Origin of the sequence: uncultured Sphingomonas sp. (assembly GCF_937871615.1) — a bacterium.
GTDB lineage: Bacteria > Pseudomonadota > Alphaproteobacteria > Sphingomonadales > Sphingomonadaceae > Sphingomonas.
The window spans coordinates 371894-397313 of the sequence record NZ_CALMPA010000046.1; the positions used below are offsets into that span (position 1 = coordinate 371894).

General features: G+C 65.1%; 24 protein-coding genes. 11 read left to right on the forward strand and 13 right to left on the reverse strand.

What is annotated here, in order from left to right; all coding sequences use genetic code 11:
- The first annotated feature begins 73 nt into the window (after window positions 1-73).
- Window positions 74-688 (forward strand): TetR/AcrR family transcriptional regulator, encoded by a 615-nt coding sequence (locus Q0316_RS14815; RefSeq protein ID WP_298673868.1) that lies wholly within the window; start codon window positions 74-76, stop codon window positions 686-688.
- Window positions 689-870: 182 nt separating this feature from the next.
- Here Q0316_RS14815 and trmB read toward each other — a convergent pair whose 3' ends face one another.
- Window positions 871-1551, reverse strand: coding sequence for a tRNA (guanosine(46)-N7)-methyltransferase TrmB (trmB, locus tag Q0316_RS14820; protein WP_298673869.1), 681 nt, complete (start codon window positions 1549-1551; stop codon window positions 871-873).
- A 97-nt stretch (window positions 1552-1648) separates the two neighbouring features.
- Between trmB and Q0316_RS14825 the strand changes: the two genes are divergently transcribed.
- Window positions 1649-2413: a hypothetical protein gene (locus Q0316_RS14825; RefSeq protein ID WP_298673871.1), complete on the forward strand. Its 765-nt coding sequence runs from the start codon at window positions 1649-1651 to the stop codon at window positions 2411-2413.
- 52 nt (window positions 2414-2465) lie between these two features.
- Here Q0316_RS14825 and metK read toward each other — a convergent pair whose 3' ends face one another.
- Window positions 2466-3671, reverse strand: coding sequence for a methionine adenosyltransferase (gene metK, locus Q0316_RS14830; protein ID WP_298673875.1), 1206 nt, complete (start codon window positions 3669-3671; stop codon window positions 2466-2468).
- 46 nt (window positions 3672-3717) lie between these two features.
- The gene (lnt, locus tag Q0316_RS14835) at window positions 3718-5271 is read right to left on the reverse strand and encodes an apolipoprotein N-acyltransferase (RefSeq protein ID WP_298673879.1); all 1554 of its coding nucleotides are present in this window, start codon (window positions 5269-5271) and stop codon (window positions 3718-3720) included.
- Window positions 5272-5404: 133 nt separating this feature from the next.
- Here lnt and Q0316_RS14840 point away from each other — a divergent pair, with 133 nt between their 5' ends.
- Complete coding sequence (locus Q0316_RS14840; protein ID WP_298673881.1) at window positions 5405-5845, forward strand: VOC family protein; 441 nt, start codon at window positions 5405-5407, stop codon at window positions 5843-5845.
- Window positions 5842-6144, forward strand: a complete 303-nt coding sequence (locus Q0316_RS14845; protein WP_298673884.1) for a polyhydroxyalkanoic acid system family protein — start codon at window positions 5842-5844, stop codon at window positions 6142-6144. The genes Q0316_RS14840 and Q0316_RS14845 overlap by 4 nt, the downstream gene beginning before the upstream one ends.
- Window positions 6145-6183: 39 nt before the next feature.
- Here Q0316_RS14845 and Q0316_RS14850 read toward each other — a convergent pair whose 3' ends face one another.
- From Q0316_RS14850 to Q0316_RS14890, 9 genes are all read right to left on the reverse strand, one after another.
- Complete coding sequence (locus tag Q0316_RS14850; RefSeq protein ID WP_298673886.1) at window positions 6184-7518, reverse strand: sorbosone dehydrogenase family protein; 1335 nt, start codon at window positions 7516-7518, stop codon at window positions 6184-6186.
- 100 nt (window positions 7519-7618) lie between these two features.
- Entirely contained in the window at window positions 7619-8530 is a 912-nt protein-coding gene (locus Q0316_RS14855) for a hemolysin family protein (RefSeq protein ID WP_298673888.1), read from the reverse strand.
- A gap of 1 nt (window position 8531) precedes the next feature.
- Window positions 8532-9041, reverse strand: coding sequence for an rRNA maturation RNase YbeY (gene ybeY / locus Q0316_RS14860; RefSeq protein ID WP_298673890.1), 510 nt, complete (start codon window positions 9039-9041; stop codon window positions 8532-8534).
- Window positions 9038-10054 (reverse strand): PhoH family protein, encoded by a 1017-nt coding sequence (locus Q0316_RS14865; RefSeq protein ID WP_298673893.1) that lies wholly within the window; start codon window positions 10052-10054, stop codon window positions 9038-9040. The genes ybeY and Q0316_RS14865 overlap by 4 nt, the downstream gene beginning before the upstream one ends.
- 107 nt (window positions 10055-10161) lie before the next feature.
- A complete protein-coding gene (gene miaB, locus Q0316_RS14870) occupies window positions 10162-11502 on the reverse strand; it encodes a tRNA (N6-isopentenyl adenosine(37)-C2)-methylthiotransferase MiaB (protein ID WP_298673979.1) in 1341 nt (446 codons plus the stop codon).
- The gene (locus Q0316_RS14875) at window positions 11499-12185 is read right to left on the reverse strand and encodes a 1-acyl-sn-glycerol-3-phosphate acyltransferase (protein WP_298673896.1); all 687 of its coding nucleotides are present in this window, start codon (window positions 12183-12185) and stop codon (window positions 11499-11501) included. The genes miaB and Q0316_RS14875 overlap by 4 nt, the downstream gene beginning before the upstream one ends.
- Window positions 12186-12234: 49 nt before the next feature.
- The gene (locus Q0316_RS14880) at window positions 12235-12657 is read right to left on the reverse strand and encodes a Fur family transcriptional regulator (RefSeq protein WP_298673898.1); all 423 of its coding nucleotides are present in this window, start codon (window positions 12655-12657) and stop codon (window positions 12235-12237) included.
- 69 nt (window positions 12658-12726) lie between these two features.
- Window positions 12727-14601: a signal peptide peptidase SppA gene (gene sppA, locus Q0316_RS14885; RefSeq protein ID WP_298673902.1), complete on the reverse strand. Its 1875-nt coding sequence runs from the start codon at window positions 14599-14601 to the stop codon at window positions 12727-12729.
- Window positions 14602-14714: 113 nt separating this feature from the next.
- Window positions 14715-15266 (reverse strand): (2Fe-2S)-binding protein, encoded by a 552-nt coding sequence (locus Q0316_RS14890; RefSeq protein WP_298673905.1) that lies wholly within the window; start codon window positions 15264-15266, stop codon window positions 14715-14717.
- Between the two features lie 168 nt (window positions 15267-15434).
- Between Q0316_RS14890 and Q0316_RS14895 the strand changes: the two genes are divergently transcribed.
- Window positions 15435-16727, forward strand: coding sequence for a sugar MFS transporter (locus Q0316_RS14895; RefSeq protein ID WP_298673907.1), 1293 nt, complete (start codon window positions 15435-15437; stop codon window positions 16725-16727).
- 16 nt (window positions 16728-16743) lie between these two features.
- On the opposite strand, the gene Q0316_RS14900 is transcribed toward Q0316_RS14895, so the two are convergent.
- Window positions 16744-17865, reverse strand: a complete 1122-nt coding sequence (locus Q0316_RS14900) for a CaiB/BaiF CoA-transferase family protein (protein ID WP_298673910.1) — start codon at window positions 17863-17865, stop codon at window positions 16744-16746.
- Window positions 17866-18026: 161 nt separating this feature from the next.
- Between Q0316_RS14900 and Q0316_RS14905 the strand changes: the two genes are divergently transcribed.
- The 6 genes from Q0316_RS14905 to Q0316_RS14930 form a co-directional block, all read left to right on the forward strand.
- Window positions 18027-19466 carry an amidohydrolase gene (locus Q0316_RS14905; RefSeq protein ID WP_298673913.1) on the forward strand — a complete coding sequence of 480 codons (1440 nt, stop codon included), beginning with the start codon at window positions 18027-18029 and terminating at the stop codon, window positions 19464-19466.
- Window positions 19463-20761 (forward strand): amidohydrolase family protein, encoded by a 1299-nt coding sequence (locus Q0316_RS14910; protein ID WP_298673915.1) that lies wholly within the window; start codon window positions 19463-19465, stop codon window positions 20759-20761. The genes Q0316_RS14905 and Q0316_RS14910 overlap by 4 nt, the downstream gene beginning before the upstream one ends.
- Before the next feature lie 39 nt (window positions 20762-20800).
- Entirely contained in the window at window positions 20801-21979 is a 1179-nt protein-coding gene (locus Q0316_RS14915; RefSeq protein WP_298673917.1) for a VWA domain-containing protein, read from the forward strand.
- A gap of 208 nt (window positions 21980-22187) precedes the next feature.
- Window positions 22188-23447 (forward strand): integrase family protein, encoded by a 1260-nt coding sequence (locus Q0316_RS14920; RefSeq protein ID WP_298673920.1) that lies wholly within the window; start codon window positions 22188-22190, stop codon window positions 23445-23447.
- A 481-nt stretch (window positions 23448-23928) separates the two neighbouring features.
- A complete protein-coding gene (locus Q0316_RS14925) occupies window positions 23929-24192 on the forward strand; it encodes a helix-turn-helix domain-containing protein (RefSeq protein ID WP_298673922.1) in 264 nt (87 codons plus the stop codon).
- A 202-nt stretch (window positions 24193-24394) separates the two neighbouring features.
- Window positions 24395-25420: AAA family ATPase (locus tag Q0316_RS14930; RefSeq protein WP_298673924.1), on the forward strand; the 1026-nt coding region annotated here is incomplete at its 3' end.

A 25420-nucleotide genomic window follows, 5' to 3' on the forward strand; every position in this document is an offset into this window, starting at 1 on the left:
TCGGTCGCGGATGGTAAGGGGGGATATGCAGGAACCAGCACGCGCCACGAAAAGAAGCCGGGGACGGCCATCGTTGGATGCGGACAGGGCAGTCGACGAGGCCGAATGCCTGCGCGCTGCGCTGGATGCATTCGCCGAGCATGGCTTCGAGGGCACGTCGGTACGCGAAGTCGCGCGGACGCTGAACGTGAGCCACGGGCTGCTCAACGCGAAGTTCGGATCGAAGCGCGCCTTATGGGAGGCGGCGGTCGATTTCGGCATGGAAACGCTCCACGCGAGCATGTCGCGCCTTCCGTCTCCTGAACACGAAAATCCCGATATCGTGCAGCGCCTGCGTGATGCCTGCTGCAACTTCCTCGAAGGTTTAATGGAGGTGCCCGCGCTCGTTCGCCTCATGAACGTCGAGGGCACGGCCCGAAGCGACCGGCTGGAGCATATCGCGGCGAAATTCTTCCATCGCCGCATCTGGCCTCTGCAAACCCTGCTGCGCGAGGGGCAGGAAGCGGGGATATTCAGGGAGGTTCATGCGGCGGTGCCCTTCACCCTCCTCGCCCATGGCGCCGGCGCGCTGATCGCGCTGGGTCCATTGATGAATGCGGCGGATGTCTCGCTGAATGACACCCCGCGCAGCGCAATCGGCAATGCGAAAGAGGCGGCGGAAATCATCGTTCGCGGCCTGCTCCGATAACGTGGCGTTGCCGATCGCGGTGCGACCACCTGCAATAGGGAACTTCCGTCAACTCGACGATCCGGGGGCAAGTGCTTGCCCATGCCTCGCTGAATGCGTTGGGCGAACAACTCGACCGAAACGCCTCGCGGATGCCGCTTCGCTCGAACAGCAGACGAAATCCCCGGTGGCGCACTATACGCTTAAATACGTCTGTAGGTGAAATACCATACTTCATGCCCCTGCCGGCGCGCCTTGCGCTCGTAGCGCGTCTCCGGCCAGTCGGCGGGGCGGGTGAGGAAATCCTGCGGCGTTCGCGCGGTCCATTCGAAATCGTGGCGCTGCCCCATAATCATCATCGCCCAGCGGCAATATGTCGGATCATCGGTGCCGAGGCGGAATTCGCAGCCGGGCTTGAGCTTCGCCGCGATCAGATCGAGCGGGCCGTGGTTGACCATCCGGCGCTTGGCATGGCGCGCCTTGGGCCACGGATCGGGGTGGAGCAGATAAACCCGCGTCAGGCTCGCGTCGGGCAGCCGTTCCACCACCTCCAGCGCGTCGCCCATGTGGAGGCGCACATTGCTCAGCGACTTATCGCGGATATGGCCGAGCGCGCCGACCACGCCGTTCAGAAACGGCTCGCAGCCGATGAACCCGGTGTCCGGGGCGGCACTTGCCTGCCCGGCGAGATGCTCGCCCGCGCCAAAGCCGATTTCGACCTGCAGCGGGCGATCGTCGCCGAACAGCGTTTCAGCCGTGAGCGCCCCGGTTTCGGGCACCGAAACGTGCGGCAGCAGGTCTTCGACAAGCGCCGCTTGTCCCGCGCGGAGCGCATGGCCCTGGCGCCGGCCATAGAGGCGGCGAATGGTCGTGGGATCGTTCATGATCGGGCGCGACTAATCGCGTGTCGCCAGAAGGGCAATGCCGCGTTCATTTAGGCGCGCATACACCGCACGCTGGCGAAGGATTGAGGAGAAGACGATGCGTTGGGCTTGGGCGTTGGCGCTTCCGCTGGTGGTGGCCCCGGTCGCGGGCGATGCGCAACTGGATTCGGCGAAGTCGATCTCCTTCCTGAAGCGCGACGGCCATTGGGCCAACGTGCCGCTCATCTGCGATGCGACCAACCGTGATCGCGTGCTGGTGCTCGGCGCGCCGGGGCGTGAGCACCTGATGGACCTGTTCAGTTTCGCCAAGCCGGGGTTGAGCGCGCATCGCGTCGCGGTGCGGCTGGGGGCGGGCGATCCGGGGGCGGGGCAGATTCACTATCCGCTGTTCAACCTCGCCGGGCGCGAGGTTGGCAATGTCCACGCGATCAACCCCGGCATGGTGGAGGCCGGGGCGACCACCCCCGCCGTCGTCTCGATCACTTATGGGGGTGAGATAACCAATTGCCGGTTCGCGGCGCAGACGCGGGTGCTGGGTGTGACCGGGCGCCGCTCGATCCAGATCGTACGGACCGATCGCAACGGCTATCGTTATACCAGCTACAATTTCGATTCGGAATTGCCCGAGGTGGCCCAGCCATGGGGCGGGCAGGATAATCGCCCGTCGCTGGCGATCGACGGCGGGCGGCTGGTCGATCAGAGCAATGGCCGGCGCGTCTATGAATTCGCCAATCGCGGCTTCGTCTATCGCGTGATGGTGTCGGTGGAGCCGGGGCATCCCGGCGGCGGCATCGAGGTGACGCAAGGCACGCGCACCGTGCTGCGCGAAGCCTTCGGCGCCTATACCGCCGCGCTGCTCTGAAAATCGGTGGGCGCCGTGCCCCGCGAACGGGAAGGGCGCCCACGATCACGCATCACGCGGCGACGGCGGCCTTCAGCTTGTCGACCAGATCGGTGGCTTCCCAGGTGAAGTGCGTGCCGTCGCTGTCACGCCCGAAATGGCCGTAAGCGGCGGTCTTCGAATAGATCGGCGCGTTGAGCTTCAGGTGTTCGCGGATGCCCTTGGGCGTCAGGCGGACGAGCTTGGGCAGCACCTCCTCCAGCTTCGCTTCCGATACGGTGCCGGTGCCGTGCGTATCGACATAGACCGACAGCGGCTCGGCTATCCCGATCGCATAGGAAAGCTGGATCGTCACGCGCCGCGCAAGCCCCGCCGCGACGACGTTCTTCGCCAGATAGCGCGCGACATAGGCCGCCGAACGATCGACCTTGGTGGGATCCTTGCCGCTGAACGCACCGCCGCCGTGCGGCGCCGCGCCGCCATAGGTGTCGACGATGATCTTGCGCCCGGTGACGCCCGCGTCTCCGTCCGGGCCGCCGATCTCGAACAGGCCGGTGGGGTTGACGTAGATCTTGTCCTCCGCCGGCAACCAGCCCTTGGGCAGCACATCGGCGAACACGCCCTTTACGTAATCGCGCAGCCGTGCCTGGCCGGCGTCGTTCGACAGATCGGCGGAATGCTGCGTGGAAACGACCAGCGCGGTGGCGCGCACCGGCAGTTCGTTTTCATACTGGAGCGTCACCTGGCTCTTGGCATCCGGTTCAAGGAAAGGCGCCTTGCCGGAATGGCGGTCCTCCGCCATCCGTTCGAGGATCTTGTGGCTGTAATAAAGCGTGGCGGGCATCAGGCCCGGCGTCTCGTCGGTGGCATAGCCGAACATGATGCCCTGATCGCCGGCGCCCTCGTCCTTGTTGCCGCTTTCGTCCACACCCATGGCGATATGCGCCGATTGCGGGTGCAGGTTGTTCGAGAAATCGAAGGTTTTCCAGTGGAAGCCGGATTGTTCGTAGCCGATGCGCTTCACCGTCTCGCGCGCCGCCTGCTCGATCTCCGCCTCGATGCCGGGCGCCCAATTGCCCGCGGTGTCCATGATCCCGCGCCCGCGGATTTCACCGGCGAGCACCACCTTGTTCGTGGTGGTCAGCGTTTCGCAGGCGACGCGCGCCTCCGGGTCTTTCGACAGAAACAGATCGACGATCGAATCCGAAATCTGGTCGGCAACCTTGTCCGGATGCCCTTCGCTGACTGATTCACTGGTGAAGATGAACGACTTACGCATGATCGCTCCGAATGGTTTAACGATATAAAGATAGCTTTATATCGCCCTAGCGCCGCAGCCGCCGGAACGCAACCGCGCCGCTCGCCAGCAACAGCGCGATCGCCAGCGCCGCCCAGTTGCCGATCCGCGAAAACGGCGTCGGCGCGGCGGGGGGCGGGATCGGTACGTCGATCGCCCCCGCCTTTTCGTGCGGCACCGTGGCGACGAGCCGGCCATCGGCGGCGATCACCGCCGATATGCCGTTGGGGGTCGCGCGGATCACCGGCAGTCCTTCCTCGATCGCGCGCATCCGCGCCTGTGCCAGATGCTGCGGCGGCCCCCATTTGCCGAACCATGCGTCGTTCGAAGGATTGAACAACAGCCGCGGACGGTGCGCGCGGTCGATCACCTCGCCGGAGAAGATGATCTCATAACAAATCTGCACCCCGATCGCGCCAAAGCCGGGGAGGGTGAGGTCACGCGGTCCCGGCCCGTCGGCGAAATCCATGTCGCCCGGCACCAGCCGCGCGAGGCCGAGCGGCTTCAGCAGCCAGGGCATCGGCAGATATTCGCCATAAGGCACCAGATGCGCCTTGTCGTATCGCCCGGTGATCCGCGCGGACGGATCGATCGCGAAGACCGAATTGGTCGCGGTGACGACATTGCCGTTGCTGTCGAACTGGAGCGCGGTGCCCCCGGTCAGCAACATGTCGTTCGGCCCGAGCAGTGCTGCCATCCGGTGGCGGAGGTAATAGGGGCTTGGCTGGAAGCCATAGGCATAGGCCGGATAGCCATCCTCGATGAAATCGCGCACCACCCCTTCCGGCCACAGCACGAGGCGTGGCGCCGCGCCGGGGCCGCCCGAAAGCGCGGACAGCTTGCGCAGCATCAGTTCGCCGTCGCTGTCGCCGCGCTGATCCTGCGACACATTGGGCTGGACGACCACGACGCGCGGCGCATCGGCGGCGGCGATCGAACCGGCGCGCGGGAAATAGCTGAACGCCTGCGCAGCCAGCAGCAGCGCCAGCATCGCAGCCGCGCCGATCAGCGGCAGCGGGCGCCGCGGCAGCAGCAATAGTGCTCCGGCCAGCACGATCGTCAGCCCCGATAGCGCATAGGTGCCGACATAAGCGGCAAGCGCGGCCACGGGCTGCACCGGCACCCAGATCACCCCGATCGGATCCCAGGCATAGCCGGTGAACATCACGCTCCTCAGCCATTCGCTCAAAATCCATGCCGCCCCGAAACCAAGAACATAGGTGGCATCGGGCTTCTCCCGGCGGCGTAGCAGCCATGCGGCCCCGCCCGCGATTGCCGGATAGACGGCGAGATACTGCGCCAGCGCGATCGGGGCTGCATAGCCCAGCACCGGCGGCATCTTGTCCTGAAAATCAAAGGCGTGCTGGAACCAGTTATTGTTGATCGTGAAGTGGTCAACCCCGAAGGCCCAGCCCAGCCACAACGCCCGCTTCAGCGTCGGCGCGCGGTGAACCAGCCACATCCATCCGGCGAAAGAGCCAAACGTCAGCGGCCACCATTGCAGCGGCGCGAAGCCACATGCCGCCAGCGCGCCGAGGAACAAGGCAATGAGGGCAGGGCGCCGGGCGAGGGAGATCATCATTCGTCCTTCGTCGTGCCGGGCCTGCCCCGGCGACACATATGCGCAATTCCCGCGCGCCCGGTTCATGCGGGAGGCACCGCGCCGCTTCAAGCCCTGGGGTGGCGAATAATCGCGGCGGGTATATGGTCGGGCCATGACACTGCGACCATTCCATCTCGCCTTTCCCGTTCACGATCTCGCCGCCGCGCGGGCGTTCTACGGCGATATTCTCGGTTGCCGCGAAGGCCGGTCGAGCGATCGCTGGGTCGATTTCGATTTCGGCGGGCATCAGATCGTCGCGCATCTCGACGATGCGATGCGCCCGCCGGAGCTTGCCAATGCGGTGGATGGGCATGACGTGCCGGTGCCGCATTTCGGCATCGTGCTGACGATGGAGGCGTGGCGCGCGCTCGCCGCACGCGTGGAGAAGGCCGGCGTCGCCTTCGACATCGCGCCGCACGTCCGCTTCGCCGGCCAGCCGGGCGAACAGGCGACGATGTTTTTCCGCGACCCTTCCGGCAACGCGCTGGAGTTCAAGGCGTTTGCCGATGACGCGATGCTGTTCGCGACCGGAGACACGGAGGGCACAGCATGACCGCGCCGATCGAGGTGGATGTGCCGCACCGGCTGGGTACGGCGCCCGCGAAGCAGCGGATCGGCGACGGTTTCGGCAAGCTCGCCGATTTCGTGCCGGGCGGGGCGATCACCGATCATCGCTGGGATGGCGATACGCTGTATTTCACGGTGGAGGGGCTGGGCCAGCGCGTTTCCGCGCAAATGGACGTGAGCGATGCCAACGTCCATTGCACCTTCACCCTGCCGGCATTCCTGGCGATGTTCTCCGATCGCATCCGTGCCAAGCTTGAGCGGGAGGCGCCGAAGCTGCTCGAATAGCGGGCGCGCGGGTTTCTCGCCCGCCCGCCCGCCGGTCGTTCATTTCGCTTGCGGCGCGCTCACCCGCCATACGCGGTTGCCGACATCATCCGCCACCAGCAGCGCGCCGGTCTTGTCGGTGATTACGCCGACCGGGCGGCCCTGCGCCTGGTCGTCCTTGTTGAGAAAGCCCGTCAGCACGTCGATCGGCTTGGCGCCCTTCACCGGCCAGCCGGTATCGCCGAACGGCACGAACACCACCTTGTAGCCCGACAACGGCTTGCGGTTCCACGAGCCATGTTCGCCGATGAACGCGCCATTGGCAAATTTCGCGCCCAGCTTCGCATCATTCTCGAAGGTCAGCCCCAGCGCCGCGACATGCGGGCCGAGCGCGTAATCGGGGCGCTTCGAATATTGCTGGAGCGGGGCGTTGCCCGGCTCGACGCGGCGGTCGGGATAGCCGCCCCAATAATACCACGGCCAGCCGAAGTGATCGCCCATCTCCACCGCGGTGAGATAATCCGGCGCGAGGTCCGATCCGATCAGGTCGCGCTCGTTCACCACGGTCCATAGCTGGTGGGTATGCGGCTCCAGCGCCATGCCGTTGGGATTACGCAAGCCCGCGGCATAGATGCGATACGTTTTCTCCTTGGGCCATACCTGCAGGATGTTCGCGCGATAACGCTCTGCGGCCATGCCATTGTCGGCGATGTTCGATGACGAACCGACCGAGACATAGAGCGTCCTGCCGTCCTCCGCCGGGATCACGTTGCGCGCCCAGTGATTCCCGCCGCCTTGCAGCTTGATGACCAGTTCGGGCTTCGCCGTCACCTTGGTCATGCCCTCGGTATAGGGTACGCGGACGAGCGCATCGGTGTTGGCGATGTAAAGCTGGCCGTCGAACAGCACCATGCCGAAGGGCGAGTTCAGCCCGGTCATGAACACCGTCTTCACCTCCGGCACGCCATCGCCGTCCGCATCGCGCAGCAGGGTGATGCGATTGGCGGATGGCACGCCGGCGCCGGCGCGGCCCATCAGATAGCCCATCACCTTGTTGGTGATCCCACCAGTCTCGCGCGGTGGGGAATTGCTTTCCGCCACAAGGATATCGCCGTTGGGCAGGCGATAGAGCCAGCGCGGATGATCGAGCCCGGTGGCATAAGCGGCAACGCTCAGCCCCGGCGCGGCGACCGGCGTGGCGCCATTGGGCCAGCCCACCGCCTTCGCCACTTCCATCGTGGGAATCCACTGTTCGCGCGGCGGGGTGATATCGGGATGCCGGCCCTCGACGCTGGCGATATCCAGGCGTGCGGTGTCTGGCCAGGCGATCCAGGTGATGATCGCGATCGCGGCCAAGACGGAGAGGCCGAAAACGATGAGAATATGTTTGCGCATGGCGTAACGATAGGCGCGCTCACCGGCGGACGGAAGGGGCCTCCTGCGCGGGGCACCCGCCACCCGCCTTTTACGCGGCAAATGGCGGGCGCATCGCGAGTTAGTGTTCCGCGCCCTCCGGCGTCGCGCGTGGCGGGTGGAGGCGCACGCGGTTCACCCGACGCTCGTCCGCGTCGATCACCTCGATCCGCCAGCCGCTCGGGTGGGAAATGCAGGCGCCGGGCTCGGGCACATGGCCGGCCAGAACCGCGGTGAGGCCGCCAATCGTGTCAACGTCGCTCTCCGCCTGGCCCAGCCGGGGATCGACAGCCGCGCCGATATCCTCAAGCTCGACCCGCGCGTCAGCCTCCCACGCGCCGCCATCAAGCGGCACGAGCTGCGCCTGGGGCGCCTCGTCATGCTCGTCCTCGATCTCGCCGACGATTTCCTCGATCAGATCCTCGATCGTCACCAGGCCCTCGGTGCCCGAATATTCATCGAGCACGATCGCGAGATGCATCCGCGTCTGCCGCATGTCCGCGAGCAGATCGAGCGCGCCGCGCGATGTGGGGACGAACAGCGGCTGGCGGATCAATTCGGCGATAGCGGGCGGGCGCGGCCCCTCGGCGGCAAGGATCGCGAACACATCCTTGATATGGATCATGCCGATGATCGTATCGAGTTTTTCGCGATAGACCGGCAGGCGGGTCACCCCGGCTTCGGCGAACAGGCGAACGAGATCGTCGAACGGGGTCTGTTCCTCCACCGCGATCATGTCCGCGCGCGGCACGCCGACATCGCCCGCGTCGCGTTCGCCGAAATGGAGCAGATTGCGGACCATCTGCCGCTCCAGCAGCGTCAGATCGCCCTTGGCATCGGGGGCGGGATCGTCCTCGTGTCGGTCGATCGCTTCTTCGAGCTGGTCGCGCAGCGTATCTTCCTGCGGATCGCCGAAGATCAGGTTGCGCAAGCCGCGCCAGATGCCGCTTTCATGGGGGTCGCCGTTTCCGGCGCTACTTCGGTCTTCGGGCAAGTCAGTCCTCGTTGATGGAATAGGGGTCCGCGATGCCGAGATCGGCGAGCGCATCGCGCTCGATCGCCTCCATCGCGTCACCCTCGTCGTCGGTCAGGTGGTCATAACCTAGCAGATGCAATGTGCCATGCACGATCAAATGCGTGGCATGGGCATCGAAGGTAACGCCGCGCTCCACCGCTTCGCGCGCGCAGACGCCATGCGCCAGCACGATATCGCCGAGCAGCAATTCGCCGTCATCGGTATTCTGGCTCACTGTTTCGATCAGATCGGGTTGCACCATCGGAAAGGACAGCACGTTGGTGGGCTTGTCCTTGCCGCGATACTGGCGGTTGAGCGTGCGCACCTCCTCATCCGGGGCAAGCCGCACGCTCACCTCGACCAGCGCCGCGGTGGTGAGCAATTCGCCAAACGGCGTCCGCCGCACCGCCGCGCGCACCGCCATTTCGGCAAGCACCGTCCAATCCCGTTCGGGCCACGGCGCCGCGCGGCTGAGTTCGATCTCGATCATCGCTGCGCCATAGGCGCGGAATCCTCGCCCTCATAGGCCGCGACGATCCGGCCGACGATCGGATGGCGCACCACATCGGCGGCGGTGAAGCGGCAAAGCGAAATGCCCTCGATCCCTTCCAGCCGGGAAGTCGCATCCGCAAGCCCCGATGCCGTCACCCCACCGGGAAGATCGGTCTGCTTCGGATCGCCGCAGATCACCATCCGGCTGTTCTGGCCGAAACGGGTGAGGAACATCTTCATCTGCGCCGGCGTGGTGTTCTGCGCTTCGTCCAGGATCACGAAGGCATCGGAAAGCGTCCGCCCGCGCATGAACGCGATCGGCGCGATCTCGATCTCGCCCGAGGCGATGCGCCGCTCCACCTGCTCGGCGGGCAGGCAATCGTAGAGCGCATCGTAAAGCGGGCGAAGATAGGGATCGACCTTCTCCTTCATGTCGCCGGGCAGGAAGCCGAGCCGTTCGCCCGCCTCCACCGCCGGGCGCGACAGGATCAGCCGCTGCACCGATCCGGTGATGAGCTGCGCCACCGCCTGCGCCACCGCGATATAGGTCTTGCCGGTGCCCGCCGGCCCAAGTGCGAAGATCATGTCGTTGGTGGTCAGTTCGCGCATGTAATGGGCCTGCGCGGCGGTGCGCGGCACGATCGTTTTCTTGCGCGTGCGGATCATGATCGGCGGCGATTCGGTCCGCTCTGCCGAGATGATGCCGTCAAGCGTCGGTTCGGCGGCCATCGCGATCGCGGCATCGACCAGCCCGGTATCCACTTCCTCGCCACGCTGGATGCGGGCGTAAAGCTCGTTCAGCACATCGCGCGCGACGGCCACCTGCTCGGCGGTTCCTTCCAGTCCGATGCGATTGCCCCGTGCCGTGATATAGACCCCAAGCCGGTTTTCCAGCGCGACCAGATTCTGGTCATATTGGCCGAACAATCGGGCAAGCAACTGGGGCTTGTCGAACAGCACGTCCACCCGGCTGCGTTCGCCGGAATGGGCGGGAACGGGCTTGCGGCTCATGCGTCTCCTTCGATTCTCGCCGTGATGGCCTTGCGCCAAGGTGCGGCCCGCGCCGCCCCGTCGCAAGCGTTAATGACAAAGGATTTCATCACTGTGTCGCTATTGCATCACGCTGCGGCGACGGCGGGCGATGCGGGCGAAATTTCGCGCGCGATGATCGAATTGGGGCCGGCGTGGATCAATTCCACCTCCACCAGCGCACCGATCGGCGCGGATGTATCGAGCAGCACCGATTGCAGCCACGGCGATTTGCCGAGCATCTGCCCCGGCAGCTTCCCCGGCCGCTCGATCAGCACCGCGCAGCGCCGCCCGACCGATGCCTGATTGAAGGCAAGCTGATCGCGATTGAGCGCGGCTTGCAGGCGCTGGAGCCGCTCGTCCATCACTTCCGGCGCGATCTGGCCGTCCATCGTCGCGGCGGGCGTGCCGGGGCGGGGGCTGTATTTGAAGCTGAACGCGAACGCATGGCCCACCGCGTCGACCAGGCTCAGCGTTTCGGCGAACTCGGCTTCCGTCTCGCCGGGGAAGCCGACGATGAAATCGCCGGACAGCGCGATATCGGGTCGCGCGGCGCGGACGCGATCGAGGATGCGCAAATAGCTGTCCCGCGTGTGGCTGCGGTTCATCGCCTTCAGCACGCGATCGCTGCCCGATTGCACCGGCAGATGCAGGAACGGCATGAGCTTTTCGACATCGCGATGCGCGTCGATCAGCCCCTGCGCCATGTCATTGGGGTGGCTGGTGGTATAGCGGATGCGGGCAAGGCCCTCGATCCGGTCGAGCGCGCGGATCAGATCATGTAGCCCGCGCCCGTCATCATCGCGCCACGCGTTTACGTTCTGGCCGAGCAGGGTGATCTCGCGCGCGCCGGCATCGACCAGCGCCTTCGCCTCATCGACGATCTCGCCATGGCGCCGGCTGGTCTCCGCGCCGCGCGTATAGGGAACGACGCAATAGGTGCAGAATTTGTCGCAGCCTTCCTGCACGGTCAGAAACGCCGTCGGGCCAACCTTGCGGCGGGCGGGCAGCGCGCCGAATTTGGAGAGGACCGGCATATCGGTATCGAGCGCGGCCTCGCCCTTCGCGGCATCGGCGACCAGCCGGGGTAGGTTGTGATAGGCTTGCGGGCCGACCACCACGTCCACCTTGGCGCGGCGCACGATTTCCTCGCCCTCGGCCTGCGCGACGCAACCCGCGATCGCGATCATCTTCGCCGGATCGGTTTTGCGCAGGCGCCCGATATCGGAATAGACCTTCTCGGTCGCCTTCTCGCGGATGTGGCAGGTGTTGAGCACCACCAGATCGGCGCTCGCCGCATCGTCGGTCGCGGTCAGCCCGTCGGCGGCCATCAGTTCGGCCATCCGCTCGCCGTCATAGACGTTCATCTGGCAGCCGAACGACTTGACGTGGAAAGTCTTGGGCGGGGTCTTCGTCATGGCGGCGCCTATACTGAAGCGCGTACCGGATCGCCACCCGCTGCCGCTATCCGTGCGCGCGCCTCCGCCGCGATCGCCTTGCGACCGGGAAAATCGTGCGGATCGAACGGATCGCAAAAATGCAGCGTGGCGGTGAAATGGCCGGCGCGGCGCAGCACGCGCTTGGCGTGATCCGCCCCAGGCTCGTCGCCGACCCACGCCAGTTCGTGCGTCGCCGCGCCGTAATCCACCCGTACCGGCTGGACGAGTACGCCCGGCGGCGGCGGATCGAGCACGGCCAGCAGCGCGGCCTTGAACGGCAGCAATTCGCTGCCGTCGCCGGTCGTCCCCTCGGGGAAGATGGTGATAGACCATGTTTCGGCCAGCGCATCGCGAAGCTGGTTGATCTGCGCGGCGATGCCCATCCGGTCGTCACGGCGGACGAACAGCGTGCGGTTGAGCGTGCAGAGCCAGCCGACCACCGGCACGTCGCGCAATTCGGCCTTGGCGACGAAGGCGCTGCCGTTCGCCCCGGCGAGGATCGGGATGTCCATCCAGCTCAGATGATTGGCGAGGAACACCACGTCACGGCGTAGTGGCGTGCCGATCACGCGTCGCCGCGCGCCGATGATCCGCCCCATCGCGCCCAGGAACAGCCGCGGCCAGGGGGAGGGCAGGCGGAGCAGCCGCCACAACAGGTGAAGCGGCACCGCCATGGCGAGCGCCGCGATCAGCGCGCAAAGTCTCGGATAAAGGCGAACCGCCTCAATCCTTGCGATTGAGGCTGACGCCGTACAATTCCATCCGGTGATCGACCAGCCGGAAGCCGAGCTTCTCCGCGATCTGCTTCTGGAGCTGCTCCAGCTCGGGATCGACGAATTCGATCACCTTGCCCGTCTCCACGTCGATCAGATGATCGTGATGCGCCTCGGGCGATGGTTCGTAACGCGCGCGTCCGTCGCCGAAATCATGGCGATCGAGAATGCCCGCCTCCTCGAACAATCGCACGGTACGATACACCGTCGCAATCGAGATGCCGGGATCAATCGCGGAGGCGCGGGCATAAACCTTTTCGACGTCGGGATGGTCCTCCGCCTCGGACAGCACGCGCGCGATGACGCGGCGCTGCTCGGTGATGCGTAGGCCCTTTTCATGGCACAGGGCTTCAAGATCAATCTTACGGGACATGGCGGCATTGTACTGCGCAAAGCTTGTTGCGAGAAGCGATACCGACTCGCAACAAGACGAAGCGAGCGGTTACAGGCCGATCCGGGCCAGAAGCACGTCGAGCAGCCGCGCATCGGACGGGGCGGGCGCGGTCGGGCCGAAGCCGCCGCATTCGAGGCACGCGGCCTGCACGCCGCCGCCCATCGCCAGCCGCTTCACATCGCCGATCGCGCGAGACATCAGCGCGCGCTGTTCCCACGCGATCCGCGCCAGCGCATCCGCCGGCGCGGCGCTGTCGTCGTCATTGTCGCGATTGATCCGCCGCGCGAGTTCAGCGCCCCAGCCGGGCTTCTTTTCGAGATAGGTGACTTGCGCCGTGGCCGGATCGAGCTTCGCGCGCTTCGCGGCCTCCGCCACGGCATCATTGAGCGTGCCGAACCGATCAACCAGCCCAAGCTGCCGCGCGGTGCCGCCGATCCACACCCGGCCCTGCGCGATCTCGTCCACCTTCGCCACCGGCATCTTGCGCGATTGCGAGACGCGGGCGAGGAATTCGGCATATCCGTGCTCGATCGCGGACTGGAACACCGCGTCGGTCGCCGGATTGGTGCCCGCGAATATATCGGGCTGGCCCGATAGTGGCGTGGTCCTCACCCCGTCGGTCGTCACGCCGATCTTGGCGAGCGTGTTCTCGAATGTCGGGACGATGCCGAAGATGCCGATCGACCCGGTGATCGTCGAAGGCTCGGCGAAGATCACGTCGCCCGGCGTCGATACCCAGAAGCCGCCCGACGCCGCGACGCCGCCCATCGAAACGACCACGGGCAGGCCCTGCCGCTTGGCTTCCAGCAGCGCGAGGCGGATGTGTTCGGATGCGTTGACCGATCCGCCCGGCGAATCGACGCGCAGGACAAGCGCCTTCAGCGTCTTCTTGGCCAGCCCGTCGTAGATGAACTTCGCGATCGTATCGCCGCCGGCGGTGCCCGGCCCGGCCTTGCCGTCCACGATATCGCCCGCCACGGTCACCACGCCGATCGCGCCGCTCTTGGGCAGCGGATGCGCATCGTTCCAGGCGTCATAATCAATCGACTTGAACCAGCCCGCCGGCTTGGTCTCGTCGCCGCCCGCGATCTGGGCGACACGGCGCCCGAACGACACCCGGTCGCCCAGCTTGTCGACGATGCCGGAGGCAAGATTGGCTTTCGCGATATCGCCCTGCGCGGCGAGCACCACCTTGTCGGGGCTGGTCAGCCAGTCGGCGATATGCGCTTTGGGGCGGGTACGGGCGATCGCCTCCTTCCACTGATCGAACAGGCCGTTTTGGAGGACGGTGGCCGCTTCCCTCGCCTCGGGGCTTTGGTCCGTGCGGGTAAATGGCTCGACGAAGGATTTGTACTTCCCGACGCGATAGACATGGGCGTTGACGCCCAGCTTGTCGATCAGCCCCTTGTAATAGAGCTGGCTGCCGCCCGGCCCCGCGAAGACAGTGCCGCCCATCGGGTCCATCCACACTTCGCTCGCCGCGGCGGCGAGGCGGTAGCCGCCATCGGTATAGCTGGTCGCGAAGGCGAGCACCGGCTTGCCCGCGTTGCGCGCGCGCAGCAGCGCATCCGCCACCTCGCCGAGCGTTGCCGGATAGGCGCCGCCGAACCGATCGAGATCGAGCACGATCGCCTTGACCCGGCTGTCATCCCTCGCCGCGTCGATCGCGCGAACCACATCGCGCAGGCGATATTGCCGCACGGTTTTCTGCCCGCTCAGCATCGCGAATGCCGGGATTTCCGCCGGCTGCTCGACGATCGGCCCCTTCAGATCGAGGACGAGCGCACCATCCTTCACCGCCGCCGGGGTCGGGCGGCTGTTGAGCACGGCAAACAGCACGCCGAAGAACAGCAGCATCGCGACGAGCACGAGCGCGTCCTTGATGCCCACCAGCAATTTCCAAGCACCGCGCACCAGGTTCATCGCGATCGTGCCTCCCTGAATTCGGATCAGGCTGTAGCGCGAAGTGTATGGCTCGGGCAATACGCTTGCTGGGGGCGCGAAGCCTCGGTTTGGGACGAGGGCGCCGATGCGTGTCAGCGATCGCCCGATTGTCGCGGATCGAACGCGGGAACCACCCGCGCCGCATCGCGCGGATCAATGCCCGTGCGCGCGCCCGCCGGCAGCGTCTCATCGCCGTGCATCGCCCGCGCCGCGCGCTGGATCGCCTCGATCAGCCGGGGATAGATTCCGCAGCGGCAGATATTGGTGATCGCCGCGGCGATCGCCTCGTCGCTGGGCGCGCGATCGCGCTTGATGAGGATCGCCGCCGCCATCACCACGCCGGGGATGCAATAGCCGCATTGCGGCACGTTGGCGTCGATCAGCGCGAGCTGGATCGGATGGGTGCGCTCACGCGACAGCCCCTCGATCGTGGTGACGAAGGCGCCTTCGGCCTCGTCGATCGTCATGCGGCAGGATTTCACCGCCTTGCCATCGACATCGACGATGCACGCGCCGCAACTGCCGGTGCCGCATCCGTATTTCGTGCCGGTGAGATTCGATGCGTCGCGCAGCGCCCACAACAGCGGCGTCTGCGGGTCCATGCGATATTCGATCGCTTCGTTGTTGACCGTGAGGCGAGCCATGCTTCCCGATTAGGCGAAACGCGCGCGCCGCGCCAAGCGCGGATCGCGCATGATAATTCGCCGGGCCGACGGATTTACCGGCACTGCTGCTTGCAAATATCGCGGCGATGGTCTTTCTGCCCTCGTCCGAACGGGGCGGGGCCGATCGGCCACAGGGGGGGAGTTCACATGCACGCCGATACCAGCTCAAGCGCCGCCAGCGGCGACGCCGCCCATGGCTATGATGCGCCCGATCTGCGCGCGTTCGTATTCGCGCTGTTCTTCATTTTCGGCGGGATCACCAGCCTCAACGACGTGATTATCCCGAAGCTGAAGGAACTGTTCACGCTCAATTATGCGGAGGCCCTTTTGGTGCAATCCGCCTTTTTCGCGGCTTATGCGATCATGTCGATCCCGGCGGCGGCGATCGTCCGGCGCGCCGGCTATATGCGCACCGCCTCGATCGGCCTCGTCACGATGATGGCGGGTTGCCTGTTGTTCGTTCCGGCTTCCTCCTCGGCGAAGTTCGGGCTGTTCCTGTTCGCGCTGTTCGTCCTCGCCAGCGGCATCACGATCGTGCAGGTGGTCGCCAATCCGCTGATCTCGCTGCTCGGCGCGCCGCGCACCGCGCATAGCCGGCTGACCTTCGCCCAGGCATTCAATTCGCTCGGCACCACGATCTTTCCGTTCGTCGGCTCGATCGTGATCCTCGGCAGTCTCGCCAAGGTGGACGTGAATACGCTCTCGGGCGCCGCGCTCGATGCCTATCGCGCGCAGGAAACCCATGTCGTGGTGGTCACCTATCTGTGCCTCGCCGCCGCGCTGGCGGTGGTCGCGGCGGTCGTCTGGTCGCGCCGCAACCGGCTGAACGAGGAACAGTCGCACGGCAATATCCTGAAGGCGTTCGATCTGCTCGCCCGCCCGCGTTTCGGCATGGGGGCGCTGTGCATCTTCCTTTATGTCGGGGCGGAGGTAGCGATCGGTTCGCTGATCGTCAGCTATCTGATGGAACCGAGCGTGCTTGGCCTTGCCGATCAGGCGGCGGGCAAGCACGTGCCATTCTATTGGGGCGGCGCGCTGATCGGCCGGTTCATCGGCGCCTATGTCCTCTCGCGCGTGTCGCCCGGCAAGGTGCTGGCCTGCGTGGCGACGGGCTCGATCGCGCTCATCCTGATCTCGGCCAACACAATGGGCATGGTTTCCGGCTGGTCGCTGTTGGCGATCGGGCTGATGAATTCGATCATGTTCCCGACGATCTTCAGCCTGGCGAGCGAGGGGCTGGGCAAGCGCGCGGCGGAAGGCTCCGGCGTGATCGCCACCGCGATCGTCGGCGGCGCGGTGATCCCGCCGCTCACCGGCTATCTGGCGGACGTGAGCGGCAGCCTGCATTTCGCGCTGCTGCTGCCCGCGCTCTGCTATGCGGTGATCCTCGGATACGGCATCTACGCCCGCCGCCCCGCCCCGGAACTGATTACAGCGTGAGGGGAGGGCGCCCGGCTTACAGGCCGAGCGCCGCGATCTCCGCTTCATCGAAACCAAGCTCGCGCAGCACAGCGGCGTCGTCGCGCTCCCCCGCCATCACCGGGGCGACGGTGCTGCTGGCCGAATAGCGCGGCGCCGGGGCGGGTTGGCGCACGCCGCCTGCCTCTACGAAGGTGCCGCGCGCGCGATTGTGCGGATCGTCCCACGCCTCGTCAAAGCCGAGCACCGGCGCGAAGCACACGTCATGTCCCTTGAACGCGGAAACCCACTCGTCGCGGGTTCTCGCCTTGAACAATCCGGTCAGTTCCGCCTTCAGCGCGGGCCATTGGCGCGCATCCATCTGCGCTGCCCATTTGTCGTCGGAAAGCCCCATCACCGCGCGGAACTCGGCATAGAATTGCGGCTCGATCGCGCCGAGCGAGATGAACCTGCCGTCCTTCGTCTCATAGGTGTCATAGAAATGCGCGGCGGTATCGAGCAGGTTGGTGCCGCGTGCGTCGCTCCACCGCCCCATCGCGCGGAACGACCACATCATCGTCATCAGCAGCGCGGAGCCGTCGGTCATCGCCGCATCCACCACTTGGCCCTCGCCGGTGCGTTGCGCATGGAGCAAAGCGGCGAGCATCCCGAAGGCGAGGAACATGCCACCGCCACCGAAATCGCCGGCGAGGTTGATCGGGGGGGTAGGTTTCTCGCCTTCGCGGCCAAGCGCGTGGAGCACGCCCGAAATCGCGATATAATTGATGTCATGGCCCGGTTCCGGCGCCATCGGCCCGGTCTGCCCCCAGCCGGTCATGCGGCCATAGACGAGCTTCGGATTGTCCGCGAGCAGCACATCGGGGCCAAGCCCCAGCCGCTCCATGACGCCGGGGCGGAAACCCTCGATGATCGCATCCGCCGATTTGACGATCCGGCGCACCGCCTCGATCGACTTCGGGTTCTTGAGATCGAGCCCGATCGACTTGCGGTTGCGCAGCAGCGCATCCTTGGCGTCGATGGAAAGGCCGCCGCCGCGTGTGGGGCGATCAATGCGGATCACCTCGGCGCCATGATCCGCCAGCATCATGCCAGTGAACGGGCCGGGGCCGATCCCGGCGAATTCGACGACGCGGATGCCGGCAAGGGGCGGGGTGCTCACGGTATGTCTCTCCTGCGATATTCGTCGCACTCGGTATCGCGCGCGATCGCGGCGGACAAGCGGAACATGACAAAAGTTATGGAGCGTAGTCCGTTCACGCCCTTGTCTTTGCAAATCGCGCGCGCCATCACTTCGCGCAATATTTGAACAAGAGGGGAATCATGGGAATCACGGCTCGGATAGGGGGGCTGCGCCTGATGGGCGGGGCGGCGATGGCCTTGTCGCTCGTCGCCTGTGGGGCGGACGGGGAACGGCCCAAAACGGCTTCAAGCACGCCGGCAAAGGCGCACACCCCCGGAAAACCCTATTCGCGCGATCCCTATCCTTCCACCTATCACGCTTATCCCGGTGTGCCGACGCTGGTGCGCAACGTCACGGTATTCGATGGCGAGGGCGGCCGGATCGACAACGGCTCGGTCGTGTTCGCGGATGGCAAGATCGTCGCGCTCGGGCAGACGCTGGATGCGCCGGCGAACGCGCGGGTGATCGACGGGCGGGGCAAGTGGGTGACGCCGGGCGTGATCGACATCCACAGCCACCTCGGCGATTATCCCAGCCCCGCGGTGCGCGCATTGTCCGACGGCAACGAGGCGACCTCGCCGGTCACCGCCGATGTCTGGGCGGAGCACAGCGTCTGGCCGCAGGATCCCGGCTTCAGCCGCGCGCTTGCCAATGGCGGGGTGACGACGCTGCAGATCCTTCCTGGCTCGGCCAATCTGTTCGGCGGGCGTTCGGTGGTGCTGAAGAACGTCTATTCCCGCACGGTGCAGGGAATGAAGTTCCCCGGCGCGGGCTATGGGCTGAAGATGGCGTGCGGCGAAAATCCCAAGCGCGTTTATGGCGCGAAGGGCCGCGAGCCTTCGACGCGCATGGGCAATATCGCGGTAGATCGCGCCACCTGGGCCAAGGCGCAGACCTACAAGCGCAAATGGGACAAATATGAGCGCGACGGCGGCGATCCGCCCGAACGCGATATCGCGATGGATACGCTGCGCGGCGTCCTCGCCGGCGAAATCCGCGTGCAGAACCATTGCTATCGCGCCGACGAAATGGCCATCGTCCTCGATATGGCGAAGGAGTTCGGCTATAAGGTAACCGCCTTCCACCATGCGGTTGAGGCGTACAAGATCGCCGATCTGCTGAAGGCGAGCGGCACCTGCGCGGCGGTGTGGGCCGATTGGTATGGCTTCAAGATGGAAAGCTATGACGGGATCGGCGCCAATCTGGCGCTGCTCGAAAAGGCCGGCGCCTGCGCGATGATCCATTCGGACGATCAGAACGGCATTCAGCGGCTCAATCAGGAAGTCGCGAAGGCGCTCTCCTCCGGGCGTCGCGCCGGGGTCGATATCCCCGATGCGGTGGCGTGGAAGTGGCTGTCGCTCAATCCGGCGAAGGCGCTCGGCATCGACGACAAGACGGGTAGCCTGAAAGCGGGCAAGATGGCGGATGTGGTGTTGTGGAACGGCAATCCGTTCAGCGTCTATACCCGGCCCGAGAAGGTGTGGGTCGATGGCGCGCTGCTCTATGATGCCGATGATCCGAAACGGCGCCCGGTCAGCGATTTCGAGCTTGGCCAGCCCGGCGCGGGAGATGTGAAATGATCCGCGCGCTGCTTCTTTCCGCCGCCGCGCTGGTCGCGTCTCCCTCGCTCGCGCAGACTGTCGCCGTCACCGGCGGCACGGTGGCGCTTGGCGACGGCAGCGCGCCGATCCCGAACGGCACCGTCCTGTTCCGCGATGGGCGGATCGTCGCCGCCGGCGGCAATGTCGCGGTGCCCGCCGGTGCCGAGGTGATCGACGCGCGCGGCAAATGGGTCGCGCCCGGCCTGATCGCGGGCTTCACCGATCTTGGCCTGCAGGATGCGGGCGGGGTCGACGAAAGCAACGACACCGCCGCGCGCGGCAGCCCGTTCACCGCTGCGATCGACGTGTCGACCGCGATCAACCCGGCGGGCGTGAAGATCGCCAACGAGCGGCTCGGCGGCGTCACCCGCGCGCTGATCGCGCCGTCCACCGCCGGATCGATCTTCGCCGGGCAGGGCGCGGTGATCGACCTGGGCGACGATGCGGACGCCGTCACCCGCCCGCGCGCGTTCCAATATGTCGAACTGGGCGAGCATGGCGCGCGCGAGGCCGGTGGCAGCCGCCCCGCCGCTTATGCGATGTTCCGCGACGCATTGGCGCAGGCGCAGGATTTCCGCCGCAACCCCACAGCGTTCGGCGGTCGCGAAAAGGCGTCGCTGCTCAAGCGCGGCGATGCCGAGGCGCTGCTCAGGGTGATCGACGGCCAGACGCCGCTCGTCGTCCATGTCGAGCGCGCCAGCGATATCAGGAGCGTGCTCGGGCTGGTGCGCGATTATCCCAAGCTGCGGCTAGTGCTGACGGGCGCGAGCGAGGGCTGGATGGTCGCGCACGAGATCGCGGCGGCGCGCGTGCCGGTCGTCGCCGCCGCGCTGGCGGACCTGCCGGAAAGTTTCGAGGCGCTCGCGGCGACCGAATCGAACGTCGGGCGGATGCGCGCGGCGGGGGTGCAGGTCGCGCTGTCCGCTGCCGGCGCGTCGGGCGGCGAACACAATATCCGCCAATATGCCGGAAACCTTGTCGCGATCACCCGTGTGCCCGGCGCGACCGGGCTGGATTGGGGGCAGGCGCTGGCGTCGATCACCTCCGGCCCGGCGGCGGCGCTCGGGATGGAAGGCGAACTCGGCTCATTGAAGCCGGGGCGCCGGGCGGACGTGGTCTTGTGGGATGGCGATCCGCTGGAGATCGAATCCCAGCCGGTCGCGATCTGGATCGACGGTCGCCCGCAGCCGATGCGATCGCGCCAGACCGAATTGCGCGATCGCTATCTCACCCCGGCGGAGGGCGCTTTGCCCAAGGCCTATGATCGGCGCTAATATGTATCGTTGCTCGCCCGTTGATGCCGGAGTTTTCGCATGTTCCTGAATTTCCTCGATGAACTGCGCAGCGCGGGCATTCCGGCGAGCATGAAGGAGCATTTGCTGCTGCTTGAGGCGCTCGAAAAGGACGTGATCGAGCGCACGCCCGAGGATTTCTATTACCTCAGCCGCGCGGTTTACGTGAAGGACGAGGGCCTGCTCGATCGCTTCGATCAGGTTTTCGCCAAGGTGTTCAAGGGGATCGAGACCAGCTTCGCGCAGGTCGGCGCGGAGATGCCCGCCGATTGGCTGAAGGCGGTGGCGGAGAAATTCCTCACGCCCGAGGAGATGGAGGCGATCAAGTCGCTCGGCTCCTGGGACGAGATCATGGAAACGCTCAAGAAGCGTCTGGAAGAACAGCAGAAACGCCACGAAGGCGGTAACAAGTGGATCGGCACCGGCGGCACCTCGCCCTATGGCAATTCGGGCTATAATCCCGAAGGTGTGCGGATCGGCGGTGAGAGCAAGCAGAAGCGCGCGCTCAAGGTGTGGGATCAGCGCGAATTCAAGAATCTGGACAGCACGCGCGAACTGGGCACGCGCAACATCAAGATCGCGCTGCGCCGGTTGCGCAAATTCGCGCGTGAGGGCGCGGCGGACGAACTCGATATCGACGCGACGATCGACGGCACCGCGCGGCAGGGCTGGCTTGACGTTCACATGCGTGCGGAGCGGCGCAACGCGGTGAAATTGCTGCTGTTCCTCGATGTCGGCGGGTCGATGGACCCGTTCATCAAGCTGTGCGAGGAGCTGTTTTCCGCCGCCACCACCGAATTCAAGAATCTCGAATTCTTCTATTTCCACAATTGCCCCTATGAAGGCGTGTGGAAGGACAATCGCCGCCGCTTCTCCGAACGCACGCCCACCTGGGATGTGCTCCACAAATTCCCGCATGATTACAAACTGATCTTCGTCGGCGACGCGGCGATGAGCCCGTATGAGATCACCCATCCCGGCGGCTCGGTGGAGCATTTCAACGAGGAATCGGGCGCGGTGTGGATGCACCGGCTGGCGACGACCTATCCGGCCGCCGTGTGGCTCAATCCCGTCGCGCAGGCGCAATGGGGCTATTCGCAATCGACCAAGATCATCCGCGAACTGATGAACGATCGCATGTTCCCCCTGACACTCGGCGGCCTGGACGATGCGATGCGAGAACTGTCACGCAAAAGGTGATGGCGGAGAGGGTGGGATTCGAACCCACGGTGAGCGTGAACCCACGGCGGTTTTCAAGTTTGGGACACCCGACCCTGTAGCAACCTGTCACTGCACGCAGACACCGTTAAACGCCTTTTGAATCAATAACATAACGTCCTTGCAGGCTCGCGAGCGCACGTCGTAGCACGGTATTACCTGTTACAAATGTGTTCGACGGAGCGTGGATATGGCGAAGCCAAAGCAAGAGCCGGTGAAGATCACGAAGGCGTTCATTGAGCGTGTCGCGATACCGACCGAGGGTTACGAGATTAGATGGGACGCGACGGTGAAGGGCTACGGCCTCCGTGTGTCGTCGGAGGGGAAGAAGACCTTCGTTGCGCTTGGTCGCGTGAAGGGGAAGCTGGTGCAGTTCACAATCGGCGCGTTTGGCACCTACACCGAGGAGAACGCGCGGAAGCGGGCGCAGAAGGTGTTGCAGGACATGCGCGAGGGCATCGACCCACGCGATGCGAAGCGGCACGACGAGGCGCTCAAGGTGACGCTGACTACAGTGGTTGAGGCGTATGTTGCCCGCCCCGGCAAGCTGAAGGCGAGCAGCAAGGCGACCATTGAACGGCATTTGCGAACGACCTTCGCCAGTCTCGCGCAGAAGCCTATCGCCTCGATCACCGAGGACCAGTGCAAGAAGCTGTATCGGAAGATGCTGACGGGCGGCCTGCATGGCAAGAAGGGCGCGCCGGGGCAGGCCAATCAGGCGTTCTCGGTCCTCGGTGCTCTCATCAACTATGCCAGTCGCCAATATAAGCTGGCGGTCGCGCTCAATCCGGTGGCTGTCCTCAAGGACGACCGGGTGAGGCTGAAAGCGCGGACCACACGCATCCCCGACAGCAAGGTCGGCGTAGTGTGGAATATGCTCAATCAGTTGCGCGAGGATTCGCATAACCCGCAAACGGTCACCAGCGTCGATCTGGTGACATGGCTTCTGCTGACCGGCTGCCGTCTTTCCGAGGGCAACTCCCTCCGCTGGGATCAGATCAATCTGGACGAGGGCCATTGGCATCTGCCCGACCCGAAAAACTCCCATGAGGTGTTTCTACCCCTATCGACGCAAGCCGTGGCGCTGCTCAATCGCCGCCGCGCTTTGACGAACGGCGACTTTGTATTCCCTTCGTGGGGCAAGACCGGCCATATTGCTGACCCGCGCGACGTGATGAAAAAAGTGAGCGTCGCGGCGGGCGTTCGCCTCACGAACCACGACCTGCGCCGCACGATGACGAACATCTCGCTTCGGTGCTGCCGCATCGAGAAGTTCCGCACCGACCTGCTCACAAACCACCTGACCCGCGACGTGACCGCCGAGCACTACTTCGACACGACGAACCTCCAATGGCTCCAGCCCGAAGTGCAGAAGATCGCAGACTGGATCGAGGTTGAGGCAGCGAAGGCGAGCGGGGCGAATGTGGTGCCGCTGCACGCCGCGGGGTGATGCACGGCAGGGAGCGGCAGCGCCGGGGCTACAGCCGCGATCGCGCAGCGCCGCCGGTGCAGGGGCGGCAGCACCCCGATCGCGCCCCACGCCGGCCTGTAGCCGAGAGGCCATCTCGGTCAGGTCAAAATCGCGCAACCGAGGGAAATCGGTCGAGGCCGGGGATAGGCCAATCGCCCCCTGATCGGTTTGGAAAGAAAAATCTGCCAGCCTGATCTGCGCCGATGTTGGCAATGGCTGTTAACTCGCTTGCACGACCCATTGCGAGCAGCATAAGGTAACTACCGTCACTCACAGGTGACTGCGGCCGGACCCGCATCCTCGAGAGAAGTTCCCGGAACCGAAGCCGATGCAGCAAGGGTGAGATTCCCCCAGGACTCGGCCATTCTGCCAGAAGGTGTTCTTCTGGTGCTGATGACCACAGCTTAATTCACCCTGATCGACGGTCGAGAACCGCGCGGGGAAGCTGTGGAGTTCCGGCATGACCGCCGAAATCGATATGTCTTTCGACCAGCTTTGCGAGCTGTTCAACTATACGCCCAAGGGCCGTCCGCTCGATCCGAAAGAATGCGCCGAGTTGATCGGCATCTCCCCTGATACCCTTGAGGGCTATCGAGGACGTGGCATCCCGTTGCGCCACTTCGCACCGCCCGGAACGCGAATCGTCCGATATTCGGAACGCGACGTGCTGGCGTGGCTCGCATCGGGCGCGCGCTACAGCACCAGCGAACAGGTCGCCGCCTGACCATCCCCGTCATGAATACCGGCAGGGTGGTGGCCCTGCCGGTGGAGTATCATCGTGAACCGCACCAATTTACAGGGCCTCGCCGTGGGTCCGCAATCCCCGAGTGTTTTCCCGCAAAACTCACCGCCGCGTAAAAATTCGCCGGGTGCAGATGGCGACGGGCGCAGATTGACTACCGCCCCGACCGGCGGGAGGTCTCGTCATGATTGACCCGGAACTCGCCAAGCAGGGGTTCTTCTGGAACGACGTGCCATCTGACAACGCGGACCACACCGAGCGCACGCAGCATGGATCTATCGTCAGGGTCGCCGCTGCCTTCTTTGACGAGATGGACCGCCGCGCGGAGAAGGTGAACCTGCTACTCAAGCTGGACGGCCCTATATCGCGTGATGAATGGAACAGCGCGCGTGGCAAGCAGCCGTGCATCGTGGATCGGTGGTTCTACGAAGACGTTGGCGTATTCATCGCACCGGGTGGCACCGGCAAGACGACCCTCTTGCTGTTTCAGCTTATCCATATCGTCCTGGGTCTCGACCTTTTCGGATATGAGGTTCGGGCACCCGGTCCGGTCGTCCTGCTGACAGCGGAGGACAGCCGCGAGACGCTGATCGCCCGGCTGCGCTATATGTGCCATGAGCTTGGACTTACCGACGAGCAGGTTCAGGAGGTGCGCGACAGCATCATCATCACTGACGTGTCGGGGAAAGGGATCAAGCTGACCACGGTGGAGAAGGACGTGGTGATGCCCAGCAAGCAGCTTGACCGCCTTATTGTTGAGGTTGGACTACTCTGCCCCTCGCTCGTTGTCATCGACCCAATGGTGTCATTTGGAGTGGGCGAGAGCCGCATCAACGACGCCGAGCAAGGGATGATCGACGCCGCGCGGCGCATCAGGAATACCGTGCGCTGCGCCGTGCTCTATGTTCACCACACCGGCAAGGCGAACGCCCGCGAGGAAACGCTGGATCAGTATAGCGGTCGTGGCGGCAGCGCGCTCGCTGACGGTGCGCGCATGGTGCATGTCCTACAGCGCCTCACCCCCGAAAAATGGACGGAGCGGACGGGCGACACGCTTGGGGAGAAAGAGGGCGGCTTCGTTCTCGCGCGGCCCAAGATGACATGGTGCGAACCACAGCCAGACGTCTATCTCAAGCGGCGCGGTTATTTGTTCGAAGTAAGCGTGGTGAGAGGGCCGCGGTTTAAGCGGCTTGCGCGAGCGGCTGATCTG

Excerpts from the sequence above, each read along its gene's own strand:
- sppA (WP_298673902.1), bottom strand. The coding sequence starts at position 14,601 with ATGAACCTGGTGCGCGGTGCTTGGAAATTGCTGGTGGGCATCAAGGAC.
- Q0316_RS14880 (WP_298673898.1), bottom strand. The coding sequence starts at position 12,657 with ATGTCCCGTAAGATTGATCTTGAAGCCCTGTGCCATGAAAAGGGCCTA.
- Q0316_RS14875 (WP_298673896.1), bottom strand. The coding sequence starts at position 12,185 with ATGGCGGTGCCGCTTCACCTGTTGTGGCGGCTGCTCCGCCTGCCCTCC.
- Q0316_RS14905 (WP_298673913.1), top strand. The coding sequence starts at position 18,027 with ATGGGAATCACGGCTCGGATAGGGGGGCTGCGCCTGATGGGCGGGGCG.
- Q0316_RS14910 (WP_298673915.1), top strand. The coding sequence starts at position 19,463 with ATGATCCGCGCGCTGCTTCTTTCCGCCGCCGCGCTGGTCGCGTCTCCC.
- Q0316_RS14840 (WP_298673881.1), top strand. The coding sequence starts at position 5,405 with ATGACACTGCGACCATTCCATCTCGCCTTTCCCGTTCACGATCTCGCC.
- metK (WP_298673875.1), bottom strand. The coding sequence starts at position 3,671 with ATGCGTAAGTCGTTCATCTTCACCAGTGAATCAGTCAGCGAAGGGCAT.
- Q0316_RS14920 (WP_298673920.1), top strand. The coding sequence starts at position 22,188 with ATGGCGAAGCCAAAGCAAGAGCCGGTGAAGATCACGAAGGCGTTCATT.
- Q0316_RS14845 (WP_298673884.1), top strand. The coding sequence starts at position 5,842 with ATGACCGCGCCGATCGAGGTGGATGTGCCGCACCGGCTGGGTACGGCG.
- Q0316_RS14865 (WP_298673893.1), bottom strand. The coding sequence starts at position 10,054 with ATGAGCCGCAAGCCCGTTCCCGCCCATTCCGGCGAACGCAGCCGGGTG.
- lnt (WP_298673879.1), bottom strand. The coding sequence starts at position 5,271 with ATGATGATCTCCCTCGCCCGGCGCCCTGCCCTCATTGCCTTGTTCCTC.
- Q0316_RS14915 (WP_298673917.1), top strand. The coding sequence starts at position 20,801 with ATGTTCCTGAATTTCCTCGATGAACTGCGCAGCGCGGGCATTCCGGCG.
- Q0316_RS14890 (WP_298673905.1), bottom strand. The coding sequence starts at position 15,266 with ATGGCTCGCCTCACGGTCAACAACGAAGCGATCGAATATCGCATGGAC.
- Q0316_RS14850 (WP_298673886.1), bottom strand. The coding sequence starts at position 7,518 with ATGCGCAAACATATTCTCATCGTTTTCGGCCTCTCCGTCTTGGCCGCG.
- Q0316_RS14925 (WP_298673922.1), top strand. The coding sequence starts at position 23,929 with ATGACCGCCGAAATCGATATGTCTTTCGACCAGCTTTGCGAGCTGTTC.
- Q0316_RS14895 (WP_298673907.1), top strand. The coding sequence starts at position 15,435 with ATGCACGCCGATACCAGCTCAAGCGCCGCCAGCGGCGACGCCGCCCAT.
- ybeY (WP_298673890.1), bottom strand. The coding sequence starts at position 9,041 with ATGATCGAGATCGAACTCAGCCGCGCGGCGCCGTGGCCCGAACGGGAT.
- trmB (WP_298673869.1), bottom strand. The coding sequence starts at position 1,551 with ATGAACGATCCCACGACCATTCGCCGCCTCTATGGCCGGCGCCAGGGC.
- Q0316_RS14825 (WP_298673871.1), top strand. The coding sequence starts at position 1,649 with ATGCGTTGGGCTTGGGCGTTGGCGCTTCCGCTGGTGGTGGCCCCGGTC.